The 14250-nt window shown below is 65.3% G+C and carries 9 protein-coding genes and 1 pseudogene; 2 read left to right on the forward strand and 8 right to left on the reverse strand.

Translation table 11 applies throughout. The annotated features are described in order from the left end of the window. Nucleotides 1-2472, forward strand: a pseudogene (locus tag AO684_RS09880) (efflux RND transporter permease subunit); the annotation flags it as partial. 54 nt (nucleotides 2473-2526) lie between these two features. Here the strand turns inward: AO684_RS09880 and AO684_RS09885 are convergent. The 5 genes from AO684_RS09885 to AO684_RS09905 all read right to left on the reverse strand — a co-directional run bounded on the left by AO684_RS09885 (nucleotide 2527) and on the right by AO684_RS09905 (nucleotide 9610). Beyond that, entirely contained in the window at nucleotides 2527-6039 is a 3513-nt protein-coding gene (locus AO684_RS09885; protein WP_152968391.1) for a calcium-binding protein, read from the reverse strand. A 205-nt stretch (nucleotides 6040-6244) separates the two neighbouring features. Next, the gene (locus tag AO684_RS09890; RefSeq protein WP_054302578.1) at nucleotides 6245-7549 is read right to left on the reverse strand and encodes a UDP-glucose/GDP-mannose dehydrogenase family protein; all 1305 of its coding nucleotides are present in this window, start codon (nucleotides 7547-7549) and stop codon (nucleotides 6245-6247) included. Between the two features lie 109 nt (nucleotides 7550-7658). Continuing rightward, nucleotides 7659-8564, reverse strand: coding sequence for a DMT family transporter (locus tag AO684_RS09895; protein ID WP_369814586.1), 906 nt, complete (start codon nucleotides 8562-8564; stop codon nucleotides 7659-7661). Nucleotides 8565-8622: 58 nt separating this feature from the next. Then, complete coding sequence (locus AO684_RS09900) at nucleotides 8623-9225, reverse strand: LysE/ArgO family amino acid transporter (protein ID WP_054302579.1); 603 nt, start codon at nucleotides 9223-9225, stop codon at nucleotides 8623-8625. After that, nucleotides 9218-9610, reverse strand: coding sequence for an ACT domain-containing protein (locus AO684_RS09905; RefSeq protein WP_054302580.1), 393 nt, complete (start codon nucleotides 9608-9610; stop codon nucleotides 9218-9220). The genes AO684_RS09900 and AO684_RS09905 overlap by 8 nt, the downstream gene beginning before the upstream one ends. Nucleotides 9611-9694: 84 nt before the next feature. Here AO684_RS09905 and AO684_RS09910 point away from each other — a divergent pair, with 84 nt between their 5' ends. Continuing rightward, complete coding sequence (locus AO684_RS09910; protein ID WP_054302581.1) at nucleotides 9695-10561, forward strand: LysR family transcriptional regulator ArgP; 867 nt, start codon at nucleotides 9695-9697, stop codon at nucleotides 10559-10561. A 107-nt stretch (nucleotides 10562-10668) separates the two neighbouring features. Here the strand turns inward: AO684_RS09910 and AO684_RS09915 are convergent, their stop codons facing one another. The 3 genes from AO684_RS09915 to AO684_RS09925 form a co-directional block, all read right to left on the reverse strand. Then, on the reverse strand, nucleotides 10669-11412 hold the full coding sequence (locus AO684_RS09915; protein ID WP_054302582.1) for a YebC/PmpR family DNA-binding transcriptional regulator: 744 nt from the start codon (nucleotides 11410-11412) through the stop codon (nucleotides 10669-10671). Nucleotides 11413-11498: 86 nt separating this feature from the next. Next, on the reverse strand, nucleotides 11499-13283 hold the full coding sequence (locus tag AO684_RS09920) for an SLC13 family permease (protein WP_054302583.1): 1785 nt from the start codon (nucleotides 13281-13283) through the stop codon (nucleotides 11499-11501). Between the two features lie 151 nt (nucleotides 13284-13434). Next, nucleotides 13435-14247 (reverse strand): TIGR00282 family metallophosphoesterase, encoded by an 813-nt coding sequence (locus AO684_RS09925; protein ID WP_054302584.1) that lies wholly within the window; start codon nucleotides 14245-14247, stop codon nucleotides 13435-13437. Between the last annotated feature and the right edge of the window lie 3 nt (nucleotides 14248-14250).

Genomic DNA, 14250 nt, shown 5'->3' on the forward strand with positions numbered 1-14250 from the left:
ACCCTCACCGCCCCCGCCGAGGTGGCGAATCTGCTGCTGACCACCCGCGACGGCCGCCCGGTCTATGTGGCCGATGTGGCGGATGTGGCCTATGTGCCGGATACTGGCGACACGCTGGTCAGCCACATCACCCGCAACGCCGACGGCAGCCTGAACCGCGCGCCCGCCGTGACGCTCGCCGTGGCGAAACGCGCGGGCGCCAATGCCGTGGTGGTGGCCGAGGCGATCCTGCATCGCGTCGAAAGCCTTGAAGGCCGCCTGATCCCCGAGGATATGCAGGTCACCGTCACCCGCGACTATGGCGAGACGGCCAATGAAAAGGCCAACGAACTGCTGTTCCACCTTGGCCTTGCCACCCTCTCGATCATCGGGCTGGTGCTGCTGGCAATCGGCTGGCGCGAAAGCATCGTGGTGGCCATCGTCATTCCGGTGACGATCCTGCTCACGCTGTTTGCCGCATGGATCATGGGCTACACGCTGAACCGCGTCAGCCTTTTCGCGCTGATCTTCTCCATCGGTATCCTTGTCGATGACGCCATCGTGGTGATTGAAAACATCGCCCGCCACTGGGGCATGGGGGATGGTCGCTCGCGCCCGCAAGCCGCCATCGACGCGGTGGCCGAGGTGGGTAATCCCACCATCGTCGCCACGCTGACCGTGGTCGCGGCGCTGCTGCCCATGCTGTTCGTCAGCGGACTGATGGGGCCCTATATGTCGCCCATCCCGGCCAATGCCTCGGCCGCGATGATCTTCTCCTTCTTCGTCGCCGTCATCATCACCCCTTGGCTGATGGTCAGGATCGCCGGCAAGGCGCCGGTGCATGGCCATGACGCAGGTGGCCATGGCACCCCCGGCGGCAGGCTGGGCGCGGCTTTCGCCAGCGTGGCGCGGCCTCTGCTCAAAACCAAGGCGCGCAGCCTGACCTTCCTGCTGGTCACCGCGGCGCTGTCCTTCGGCTCGCTCGCACTCCTTTACACCAAGGATGTGACGGTGAAGCTTCTGCCCTTCGACAACAAGTCGGAGCTGTCGGTCACCATCGACCTGCCGGAAGGCAGCAGCCACGAGGCGACCGACCGCGTGGCGCAGGATGTGGCGCGCGTGGTCATGGGCCTGCCCGAGGTGATCTCGGTCGAGACCCATGCCGGGACAGCGGCCCCCTTCAACTTCAACGGGTTGGTGCGCCACGCCTATGTGCGCAATTCGCCGGAGCTGGGCGAGGTGCAGATTCTGCTCGCGCCCAAGGGCGACCGCGACCGCACCAGCCATGACATCGCGCTGGACATCCGCCAGAAGCTCGCCGGAATCGACATGCCCGCGGGCACGGTGCTGAAAACGGTGGAACCGCCGCCCGGCCCGCCGGTCATGGCGACCCTGCTGGCCGAGGTCTATGGCCCGACGCCGGAAATCCGCCGCGAAGCCGCCGCGAAGATCCGCGCCGCCTTTGAACAGGTGCCCTATATCGTCGATGTCGACGACAGCTATGGCACCGCCGCGCGGCGGCTGCGGGCCACGATCTCGACCGATGATCTGAAGTTCTTCTCGGTGCAGGAAAGCGATGTCTTCGACACGCTGGCACTGCTGAATGCCGGGCAAACCGTGGGTTATTCGCATCGCGGCGAGGGGCGGCAGGCGCTGCCCATCGTGATCGCGCGGGACAAATCCGACCGGATGCTGGACGAACGCTTTCTGTCCACGCCCATCCCCGCCAACACCCTGCCCGGCGCGCGCGGCGTGGTCGAACTGGGCGATGTGGTCCGCATCCGCGAGGAACAGGCCAGCTTCCCGATCTTCCGCCACAATGGCCGCGCCGCCGAGATGGTGACGGCAGAACTCGCCGGGGATTACGAGGCGCCGCTTTACGGCATGCTCGCCGTCGCCGATGCGGCGGAGAACATGGACTGGCCCGAGGGCATGAAGCCCGAGATCAGCCTGCATGGCCAACCCGAGGATGAAAGCCACGTCACCCTGCTGTGGGATGGCGAGTGGGAGGTCACCTTCGTCACCTTCCGCGACATGGGGGCGGCCTTCGCGGTGGCGCTGCTGGGCATCTATATCCTTGTCGTGGCGCAATTCGGCAGCTTCCGCCTGCCGCTGGTGATCCTGACGCCGATCCCGCTGACCTTCCTTGGCATCATGGCGGGGCATCTGATCTTCAACGCACCATTCAGCGCGACCTCGATGATCGGCTTCATTGCGCTGGCGGGGATCATCGTGCGCAACTCGATCCTGCTGGTGGATTTCATTCGCCATGGGCCGTCCGATGTAGGGCCGGTGGAGTTGCTGATCCAGGCGGGCGCCATCCGGTTCAAGCCGATCCTGCTGACCGCCATCGCGGCGATGATCGGGGCGGTGGTGATCCTCGCGGACCCGATTTTTCAGGGGCTTGCAATCTCGTTGCTGTTCGGGCTGCTCAGTTCGACCCTGCTGACGGTTCTGGTAATCCCGGCGATCTATCGCGTCTTCAAGACCTGACCGTCGCGATAACGTCAATTGGGGGGCGGTTCCGCCCCCACCCTTTTTTACGGCTCAGATCACCTCGATCCAGTTGCGCAGCGCAGACAACGTGCTGATCCCCTCAATGTGAAGATTACCCGCATGGCCGAAATCCAGCTCGACCGCTGATCCAAGATCATGGCCCCAGCGCGCCACGATCTGCCCCGCAGTCTTGCCCCGGATCATGCTCAGTGCACTGTCGTCCAGCCACAGCCGGTCCCCCTCGCGCCCGTCGAAATCGCGGATACTGTCCTTACCGCCCCTGAAGACAAAGCGGTCGGCGCCCGAGCCGCCGATCAGAATGTCATTTCCCGCGCTGCCCTCCAGCGTATCGCGCCCGCCACCGCCAATCAGCAGATCATCGCCCCCGCCACCAATCAGCCAGTTCGCAGCCCCGTTCCCGCTCAGCCGGTCATCGCCGGCGCCGCCACGCACCCCTTCGATCTGGCGCAGCAGATCCATCCCCTCCGCCGTGGCCTGCGGTCTGACCAGTGACAGGTTCACCGTCACATCGCGGCGGGTGTTAAATACTGCCCAGTCAAAACCCTTGCCACCGATGAGCGTATCATTCCCGGCCCCGCCGGTCAGTGTATCCGCCCCCTTGCCACCATTCAGCAGGTCATCGCCCGCCCCTCCGGTCAGCCGGTCCTCCCCTGCGGCACCGTAAAGCAGGTTGTCCCCTGCATTGCCGGTCAGCCTGTCCGCGCCACCGCCACCGCGCAGCCCTTCGATACCAGACAGACGGTCGATGCCATGGCCCGCGATATCCTGCGCGCCCTTCTGCGCAAGCGAGACCTGCACCCCGCGCGTGCCGGCATAGACCGCCACATCCACTCCGGCGCCGCCTTGCAGCCGGTCATTGCCGGGGCCACCGATCAGCACATCATCGCCCGCACCGCCCCGCAGGCGGTCATTGCCCGCGCGCCCCGCCAGCGTATCCTGCCCCGCCATGCCGTCGAGCCGGTTCGCCGCCGCATCCCCCAACAGCCGGTCCCCGGCAGAGCCGCCCCGCACGCCCTCGACCCCGGACAAAAGATCGCGTCCCTGCCCGGTTTCCTGCGCCCCCCAGATGGCAAGATCGACTTTCACCGGGACAGACCCGGCAAAGAACGCCCAGTCGAACCCGGCGCCGCCGATCAGCGTATCATTGCCCCCATCGCCGGACAGCTTGTCATTGCCACCCCGCCCGTCGATCAGGTCATCGCCACCGTCGCCCGAAATCCGGTTCGCCCTGCCATCGCCACGCAGCCGGTCGTCGCGCCAGCCCCCTCTCAGGTTCTCGATCCCCTCCAGCAAGTCGCGGCCGCGACCGCCGGTGTTCTGCCAGCCGGTGAGGGCCAGATCGACCCGTACCTGCGCCCGCCCGGCATAGACGGCCCAGTCCTGCCCCTTACCGCCGAGCAGCCGGTCGTCGCCATCATTCCCGATCAGCGTGTCAGCCCCGGAACCGCCCATGAGCCAGTCATTGCCGTCACCGCCATCCAGCAGATCGGCCCCACCCCCGCCGGTCAGGGCGTTTGCCCCGTCGTTCCCCGTGATCACATCGGCGCGGCGACCGCCTTTGACATCCTCGATCCCGCGCAGCACATCGCCCAGCGCCGCACCGGCATTCACGCCTGCCAGCGCCAGATGGATCACAACCGGCTGTCGCGCGCCCTGATAGCTGACGCAATCGCGGCCTGGGCCTCCCACCAGCGTATCGGCACCCTGACCACCCTTCAGCGTATCGGCACCCGCCCCGCCGTCCAGCAGGTCATCACCACCGCCACCGGCCAGCCGGTCATCGCCATCGCCGCCGCCCAGCCGGTTGGCCCGGTCGTTGCCCCGCAAGGTATCGGCAAAGCGGCTGCCCGCCAGATCCTCGATCCCGTCATAGCGATCCCCCTGCGCCGCGCCGCCACCGCGCCCCGTGCCCAGATCGGCCAGAACCGCCCGGGACATCGTGTCGTAATCCACCAGATCGCGGCCATTGCCACCGACCAGCAGGTCCCCCCCGCCCGAGCCCTCCAGCGTGTCGTCCCCCGATCCCCCCGTCAGCGTTTCCGCGCTGGCAGCGCCGGACAGCCGCCGCCCGGCGACCACCGCAGGCGCCACCACATGCCAGAGACCGAAGATATCAGACGAGGCAAAGGTCGCCGGGTCGATATTGCGCCCATCCGCGCTGTAGACATACAGCGCCTCGTCTCCCCAGCGGATGACGAGACAGCCGGTGCGCCCCTTCATCGGCAGCACCTCGACCGAATAGATCCGGCCCCAGCCGGAAAGGTCCAGCCGGTCCACGCCCAGCGTGAAATCGCGGATGACATCGGTCTCACCATCCGCCGCCAGCACAAAGACATCGGCACCCGGCCCGCCCCACATCTCGTCCGCGCCCTTGCCGTCCATCAGAATGTCATCCCCGGCGCCCCCCGAGAGCGTGTCATCCCCCGCCATGCCGGCGATCAGATCGTTGGTATCTCCGCCCGCCAGGGACTCTGCGCGCGATGACCCGATGATTTCGGGTGCCAGCACACCAGGATCGACGCTGATGCGATGCAATCCCCGGCCTTCACCCGCAATGACCAACTCGATCCGCCCGTCGGTCACTACAGCCGTGATGGCCGTCACATTATCCAGCGCCAGCCGGTCGTCCTTCAGCACCACACCCGCATGAATAAGCCGCCCGTCCGGCATCAGGACAAAAGCCGAAATCCCTTCGTCTCCGCCCCCCGCGAACAGGAAGACCCGGTCGCCCACCACCGCCGTGGCGATGGCCTGCACGGACTGGAACCGGGTATCCAGCGTGTCGATGACATGATCGGTCAGAACCGCCACTCCGTCGGCATCGACCCTGATGACCGAAATCGAGGAGGAGCCGGCTCCTGCCACGAAAAGCCATTGCCGCCCTGCCGCCTCGGCCACTGCCAGCGCCGACGGGTCGGAAATTCCCATCCCTGCCGAAGCGCCGACAGTGCTGGTGGCCTTGAGCGTGCCCGCCGCCGTGACCTGCCAGACCGTCAGCCCGTCAGAGAGACTGGACAGCGAGACAAGGAAGGTCTTGCCGACGCTGCGCAGCACCTCCAGCGCCGCCACCTCGACCGTCTGATCCTCCGCCGCCAGCGCCACCGCGTCGCGCAGCACCATGCGGCCCGCCCCGTCCAGTGACCAAAGCTGCAACTGCCCCGAACTCTGCCCGGCGATTGCCGCGAAGGTCTGGCCATTGCGGCTGAAGAAGGCCTGCGCGCTTTGTATCCCGTCGGGACCATCCTTCAGACCCAGCCAGCGGTCGATGCCGCCTGCCTTGTCCAGCCAATAGGCGCCCGGCCGCGTGCCCCAGCCGCCTGTCCAGACAAGGATCGGCCCGTCGTCGAGGTTCACCTGCGACAGTTTTGGCGGTGCCGACATCCAGACGCCGGTGGCCAGACCCTGCTGGTCGATTAGCCGCAACCCTGCACCGCTGTCCGTCAGCTCCAGCGCGAGGATGCCTCCCCCCGCGCGGGTCGTCGTATAGACATAGGCAACGCCATCCACGAGGCGCGTGCATATGTCGGTAATGCCCGCAATCATTTGCGAAGCCGCGGCCCGGAACGAGCCGATGACCCTGAACCCCAGCACCTCTTCCCCACACACCACATGTCACACCCAAGGTCAGGATGCGGGCAAGGTGCTGAGCCGGGGCTTAACGAAGCATGGCAGGGCCGGGCAGCCCGGCGGCATTAGCGAGGCGGTTGGGCCGGAGTTAATTCAAATGAAAGGAATTGGGCGGGCGCGATCAGCGCCCCACCCCGACATAGGTTTCAAACCCGGCGGCCAGAACCTCGTCCCGGTCATAGACATTGCGCAGGTCACAGAGGCGCGGGCGCTCCATCTTGCGGGCCAGCTTGCCCATGTCCAGCGCGCGGAACTCGTTCCATTCGGTCAGAAGCACGATCAGATCGGCCCCCTGCGCAGCACCATAGGGGCTTTCGACCCATTTGACGCCGGGCAGCAGCGCCTCGCCCTCGCGCCGCCCCTCGGGGTCGACCACGCGAACCTTTGCCCCCGCCCCGACCAGCGCCGGAATGATCGTCAGCGAGGGCGCATCGCGCATGTCATCGGTGTTCGGCTTGAAGGTGACGCCCAGAACAGTGATCACCTTGTCGCGCAGCTGACCGTCGCAAAGATCTTCGATCTTCTCGATCATGCGGTGCTTGATTTCCTCGTTCACGCGGATGACCGTTTCGGTGATCTGCATGGGCACGGCATGATCCTGCCCGATCCGCGCCAGCGCCTTGGTATCCTTGGGGAAACAGCTTCCACCATAGCCCGGTCCAGCATGCAGGAATTTGGCACCAATCCGGCCATCCATCCCGATACCCTTGCTGACCGCCTTCACATCGGCCCCCACCCGCTCGCACAGGCGGGCAATTTCATTGATGAAGGTGATCTTGGTCGCCAGAAAGGCGTTGGCGGCGTATTTGATCATCTCGGCGGATTCGAGATTGGTATAGACCACCGGGAAATCACGCAGGCTCAGCGGGCGATAGATGTCAGCCATCACCTTGCGGGCGCGTTCGGTTTCCACCCCAACCACCACCCGGTCAGGGCGCATGAAATCGTCAATGGCCGCGCCTTCGCGCAGAAATTCGGGGTTCGAGGCCACGTCGAATTCCTTGCCGCCCGCCGTTTTCGCCACCGCCTCGGCGACCCTGCGATTGGTGCCCACCGGTACGGTGGATTTGGTGACGATGACGGTATAGCCATCCATCGCCGCGCCAATCTCCTCGGCCGCCGCCATCACATAGCGCAGATCGGCATGACCGTCGCCGCGCCGCGTCGGTGTGCCCACCGCGATGAACACCGCATCCGCCCCGGCCACCGCCGCCGCCAGATCCAGCGTGAAGGACAGGCGACCCGCAGCAACGTTTTTGGCCATGAGCTGATCAAGACCCGGCTCGAAAATCGGCACCTCGCCTGCGCGCAGTTTTTCGACCTTGGCCGGGTCCTTGTCGACGCAAATCACGTCATGCCCGAAATCCGAGAAACATACGCCGGAAACCAGCCCGACATAGCCCGTCCCAATCATCGCAATCTTCATCTGCACGCCTGCTCTTGCGGCCTTCACCGGCCGGTTCCACTGTGCCTCACAGCAAGTTCCGGTCTAGCGTGCGGCAACGGGCGGTGTCAAAGCCCGTGCCACCGAAGGGTCAGCTTTTCGTGGCCAGAACCGAAGGCGTGATGCTGCGACGGTTCAGCATGGCCTCGCGCCAGGTGATGTAACTGACCGCTGCGATGATGACGCCGCCGCCCGCCAGAACCCAGATATCGACCGTTTCGTGAAACACGACATAGCCCAGCAGCGTCGCCCACAGGAGTTGCAGAAAGGTTACCGGCTGCGTCACCGTCAGCGGCGCCACCGCGAAAGCGCGCGTCATGCAGTAATGCCCCGAGGTTGCAAAGGCCGCGACCCCGGCAAGTGCCACCAGTTGCACGGGCGTTACCGGCACCCAGACCGCCAGCGCGAAGGGCGCAAGGCCCAGCGTGACCATCAGGCTCATCATCGCCACCACTGCCCCGGCGGAGGCCATACCGCTCAGCCGTTTCGCCACCAGATAAGACCCGGCAAAGCCGAAGGCCGCCGCCACCTGTGCCAGATGGCCGTCCGTCACCTCGCGCATCCCCGGTCTCAGGATGACCAGCGCGCCAAGGATCGCCACACAGACCGCAAGGATGCGGCGCATCGCCAGTTTCTCGCCCAGAAACACCGCCGCGCCCACGGTGACCAGCACCGGGTTGAGATAGCCGATCGCCGTCACCTCGGCCACCGGCAGCCGCGCCATCGCGTAGAACCAGCAGATCACCGCCACGGTATGCACGGCCCCCCGCAGTGCGAACAGCCGCATCGCGCCGGGGGCAAAACCGCCCCGCAGCACCGGGCCCAGCGTCGGCAGCAGGAACATCACCCCGAAGGCAAAGCGCAGGAAGGCGCCCTGCGCCGCTGGCAGATCGGTGCCGAGCCAGCGCACCAGCCCGGTAACCCCGACGAAGCTGAGCCCTGAGGCCAGCATCCACATCACACCCTCGACGGGTTTCATCTCGCGCGTCCGATCCATGGTTCGACCCAACCGCAAGGGCCGGGCCGCCGCAAGGACGGCTTTGTCACCGCTACAATCATCCCAGCGCCAGCGCCGCCGCCAGCGCCCACATGATGCAGCCCACCGCCGCCTCCAGCACCACCCAGGCGGCGGGCCGGGCAAAGACCGGCGCCAGCAGGCGCGCGCCATAGCCAAGCGCAGCAAAGAAGCTCAGCGAGGCCGCCGCCGCCGCGATCCCGAACGCAAGCCCGTGCGGTGCATATTGCGCCGAGACCGAGCCGATGAAGACCAGCGTATCCAGATAGACATGCGGATTGGCCCAGGTGAACATCAGGCACATGGTGACAACCCGGCGCAGCGGCACCGGCTCGCTTCCCTTCGGCACCAGTGCCTCGCCCCCCTTCAGCGCGGCGCGGAACCGCAAGGCGCCATAGACCAGCAGGAACGCCACGCCCAGCCAGCGCATCGCCCCCCCGAACCACGGCAGCGCCGCCGCGATGGCGCCAAACCCCGCGACCCCGGCAGAGATCAGCAGCGCATCCGAGGCGGCACAGATCGCCACCACCACGCCCACATGCTCGCGCCGCAGCCCCTGCCGCAGCACAAAGGCATTCTGCGCCCCGATGGCCGCGATCAGGCTCAGCGAGACCAGATAGCCCGCAACCACCGCCTCAAGCATGGCTCAGCCCCCGCAGCACCGCCATCGCCTTTTCAGCATCCTTTGCTGGCAGGAAGATGTGGTCGTGATGAAATCCCGCCACCATATTGGCGCTGATCCCGGCCTTGGCCAGCGCCCCCGAAACCGCCGCCGTCAGCCCCACCGCCTCCAGCGCCGAATGCACGGTCAGGGTGATGCGCGCCATTGGCCCTTCCGCCGCGAACCCCGCCGCGCGCAGCGCCACCATGGGGGCGATGACGGTCAGCCCCTCGGCCTCGCGCACCAGGGCGAACCAGTCCAGCCCCTCGGGCAATGGACCTGACACCACCGCATAGCCCCAGTCCTGCCCCTCCGGCTTCGGCGCCATTTCCGCCAGAAGCCGCGCCAGATCGGTTTCGCCTGCCATATGATCCTCCGTTTCCGGCTTGACTTAACGGCGCGGCCTGGGCGCAATCCAGTTAATCTTTCTGTGCCTGATGAAGTTCTGCTAATGTTAGACTATCCTAATCTCGCGGCCCTTGCCGCCGTCCACCGACGGGGCGCCTTCGATCTGGCCGCCGCGCAGCTGGGCATCACACCCTCTGCCGTTTCGCAACGGGTCAAGGCGCTGGAGGATCGCATCGGCAGCCTGCTGATCCGCCGGGGCCAGCCCTGCATCGCCACTGAAACTGGCCTGCGCCTGATCCGCCACTTCGATGAGGTGATGCTGCTCGAAGCCGCGCTGCCCCTGCCCGACCCGCAACCCGCCACGCTGCGGATCGCGGTCAATGCCGACAGCCTCGCCACCTGGGTTATCCCGGCGCTGGCCGCAGTTGAAGGAATGCTGTTCGACATCGTGATCGACGATCAGGACGTCAGCCAGGACTGGCTGCGCACGGGTGAGGTGGCGGGCGCCATCACCTCGCACCCCGGCCCGCTTCAGGGCTGTGATACGCTGCCGCTTGGCATCCTGCGTTACATCGCCGCTGCCAGCCCCGGTTACATCGCACGCCATCTGCCCGCGGGCCCGACACGGCCCGCCATGGCGCGTGCCCCCGGCATGACATTTTCTGACAAGGACCGCCTGCAATCCCTTTGGTTACGGCAAAATCTTGGCAGCGAAATTGCCTTTCCCACACATCGCATCGCTTCGTCGCAGGGTTTTGTCGATGGCGCGCTGGCGGGCCTTGGCTGGGGGATGCTGCCCCTTCTGCAAGCCGCGCCGCATCTGGCCACGGGCCGGCTGCGGGAGCTGATCCCAGACACGCCGCTCGATACCCCGCTGCACTGGCAGTTCGCCCGCCGCACCGCACCTGCGCTTGCCCCGCTCAGCCGCGCGCTGCAACAGGCAGCCCGTCAGGCGCTGATCACAGCCTGACCCAATTGCTTCTTGCAAAAATACTCAGATTCCAACCCCGCCATCCGGCACGCCATAAGAAAAGGGCCCCCGCATCACTGCGAGGGCCCTCTGTTTCCACCACCCGTTCAGGCCAGTTGCGCCGCCACATCCTCGGGCACGTCGAAATTGTGGGTGACGGTCTGCACGTCGTCATCCTCTTCCAGCAGGTCGATCAGACGCATCAGCTTTTGCGCAGTTTCCAGATCGACCTCGGTCAGCGACTGCGGCTTCCAGATCAGCTTCGACTCCGTCGATTCCCCCAGCGCCTTTTCCAGCGCGTCCGAAACTTCGGACAGGCTCTCGACCGAGCAATAGATCCAGTGGCCCTCGTCATCCGATTCCACATCGTCGGCCCCGGCGTCCAGCGCCGCCATCATCACGTCATCGGCGGATCCGGCCGAAGCGGGATAGGAAATCTCGCCCACGCGGTCAAAGCTGTGCGAAACCGAGCCGGTCTGCCCCAGATTGCCGCCGCATTTGGTGAAATAGCTGCGCACGTTCGAAGCGGTGCGGTTCAGGTTATCGGTCATCGCCTCGACGATGATCGCAATCCCGTTGACGCCGTACCCCTCATACCGGATCTCGGTATAGCTTTCGGCATCGCCGCCGATCGACTTCTTGATGGCACGTTCAATCACGTCCTTCGGCATCGAAACGGCCTTGGCCGCCTTCACCGCCAGACGCAGACGCGGGTTCTTGTCGGGATCGGGATCGCCCATCTTGGCGGCGACGGTGATTTCCTTCGCCAGTTTCGAAAACATCTTCGAGCGCAGCTTGTCCTGCTTGCCCTTGCGATGCTGGATGTTCGCCCATTTCGAATGGCCTGCCATGGCCTCTTCTCCCGGTCCCGTATGTATGATGCGCCCCTCTACACCACAGCGGGGGACTGCGGCAACCCCCCGCCCGGCGGCGCGGATCAGGGGAACAGCGGCCAGATCAGCGGGATCAGCGCCGAACAGAGCAGCCAGGTGATGATGTTCAGCGGAATCCCGATCCGGGTGAAATCAGTGAATTTGTAGCCGCCGGGGCCATAGACCATCATGTTGGTCTGGTAACCGATGGGCGTCGCGAAGGCGAGCGTGGCCGAGAACATGACCGCCACCGCGAAGGGCCGCGGATCGGCACCCAGCTGGCGGGCGAGTTCAATGGCAATGGGCGTGTAAAGCACGGCCACCGCGTTGTTCGACAGGAACTCGGTCAGCACCACGCCCAGCAGATAGACCACCATGATCATGGCAAAGGGCGGCAACTCACGCATGAACGGTTCGACATGCGTCACGATCAGCGCGACCGCCCCCGATTCCTCCAGCCCCTGCCCCACAGCGATCATCGCGAAGATCATCGCCAGTAGACGGCCATCAACAAACCCCAGTGCCTCGTCACTGTCGACACAGCGGGTCACGAGGATGATCGTCACGGCAAACAGGCCCAACACATAGATCGGCGCGAAATCCATCGCGGACAGGATGACCACCGCGGCCAGCGCACCGATGGCGATGGGCGCCTTGCCCCGGCGATAGGCACGCTGCTTGGGCTTCGACACATCGACCATGTCCATGTCATCGGCGAGCCGCTTGATGTCCTCGGCGCTGCCTTCCAGCAGCAGCGTGTCGCCCACCTGCACCACCAGTTCATCCAGCTGGCGCCCGATGTTCTGGCTCTTGCGATGCGCCGCCAGCACATAGACACCATAGCGCCGCCGCAACCGCATCTCGCCCAGTGATCGGCCGATCATGCGGCAGCCCGGCGTGATCAGAACCTCCACCGTCTCTGTCTGCACCGAGGACAGCTTGTCGACGATGCGCATGTCCGTGCGGTTCTGCATGTCCAGCAGTTCAGACATCTCGGTGCGCAACACCACCCGGTCCCCGGCATCCAGCACCACCGCTGCCAGATCGCGGCGCAGCGACAGGTCGCCCCGCAGCACGTCGATCACCCGGACACCTGCCCGCTTGAACTGCTGCACCTCCAGCACCGGCGTGCCGATCAGCACCGAATCCTCGGGGATCGCCACTTCGGTGAAGTATTTCATGCGCTTGCGTTCACCCAGCATCGAGGCCATCGACTGCCGGTCCGGCAGCAGCCGCCGGGCGAAAACCGCCTGATAAAGCCCGCCCACGATCACGACGGCAATCCCCAGCGGCGCAATCTCGAACAGGCCGAAATGCGGCATGCCCGCGCTATGTACCACGCCATCGACCAGAAGATTGGTCGAGGTGCCGATCAGCGAGATCATCCCCCCCATCACCGTCATATGGCTCAGCGGGATCAACATCTTTGACGGGGAGGAGCCAATGCGCCCGGCGATCTGGATGACCACCGGAATCATCACCGCCACCAGCGGCGTATTGTTCATGAAGGCCGAGGCAATGGCGATGAAGCCGTAAAGCACGAAGATCGTCATCTTCGGCCGGCTGCCGACATGCGCTTCGGCATAACCGATCAGCATTTCCACCGATCCGGTGCGCACCAGCCCGCCCATCACCATGAACATCAGCGCGATGGTCCAGGGGGCGTTGTTCGACAGAACACCCAGCGCTTCCTTGTAGGGAAGGATGCCCAGCAGGATCATCACCGCTGCGCCGGCGATTGCCGTCACCTCGACCGGAAAGACCTCTTTCACGAACAGGACGAACATCACCAGCAGGATGCCGATGGAAACGAAAGCCTGACTGTCCTGCGCAAGTTCGATGCCGAACATGGATGTCTCCGCTATACTCGACTGACTTGGTAGATAATTATTCTCCATCTGGCAAAGGAAAGTTTTGCCAGATCCTGTCAAACAGCCGAAAAAGGAAAACTCTCTCTCGCCGGCCCGCGTCGCGAAATCCTGTCCGGTCCGCGCGCCGGGATCAGGGCCGCGTCTCCTGCAAACGGCCCCCGATGCGGATCATCCGCACCGACAGCGCCTTGCCGCTGCGGTCATCGGTCTCGACCAGCACACCCGACAGCGTGGCCGGGCCGTTGGCCGGGCTGAAACGGTCCTTCGGCATGCCGGTCACGAAGCGCCGCATCGGCTCCAGCTTCTCCATGCCGATGACCGAATTGTAATCGCCGCACATACCCGCATCGGTCAGATAGGCGGTGCCGCCACTCAGGATCTGCGCATCACCCGTCGGCACATGGGTATGGGTGCCGACAACAAGGCTCGCCCGTCCGTCGCACCAGTGGCCCATCGCCATTTTCTCGCTGGTGGCCTCGCAATGCACATCGACAACGATCGCCTGCGCCAGACCGCCCAGCGGATGCGCCTTCAGCACCGTGTCGATGGCGGAAAACGGGTCGTCGAAGGGCCGCTTCATGAAAACCTGCCCCAGAACCTGCGCCACCAGCACCTTGCGCCCGCGCGCATCCGAAAACAGCCGCGCGCCCTTGCCCGGTGCCAGTTTGGCGAAATTGATTGGCCGCAGGATGCGGTTTTCCTGCTCGATGAAGGGCAGCATGTCCTTCTGGTCAAAGGCATGGTCACCCAGCGTCAGACAATCCGCCCCCGCCGCCAGCAGAGCCTTCGCATGCTCTGCCGTCAGCCCCATGCCCGACGAGGCATTTTCGCCGTTCACCACGACGAAATCGAGCCCCCATTCAGCGCGCAGGCCCGGCAACCGCTCCACGATCGCCGCACGCCCCGCGCGCCCCATCACATCGCCAAGAAACAGGATCTTCATGGG

Origin of the sequence: Gemmobacter sp. LW-1 (genome assembly GCF_001303875.1) — a bacterium.
Classification (GTDB): domain Bacteria; phylum Pseudomonadota; class Alphaproteobacteria; order Rhodobacterales; family Rhodobacteraceae; genus Gemmobacter; species Gemmobacter caeni.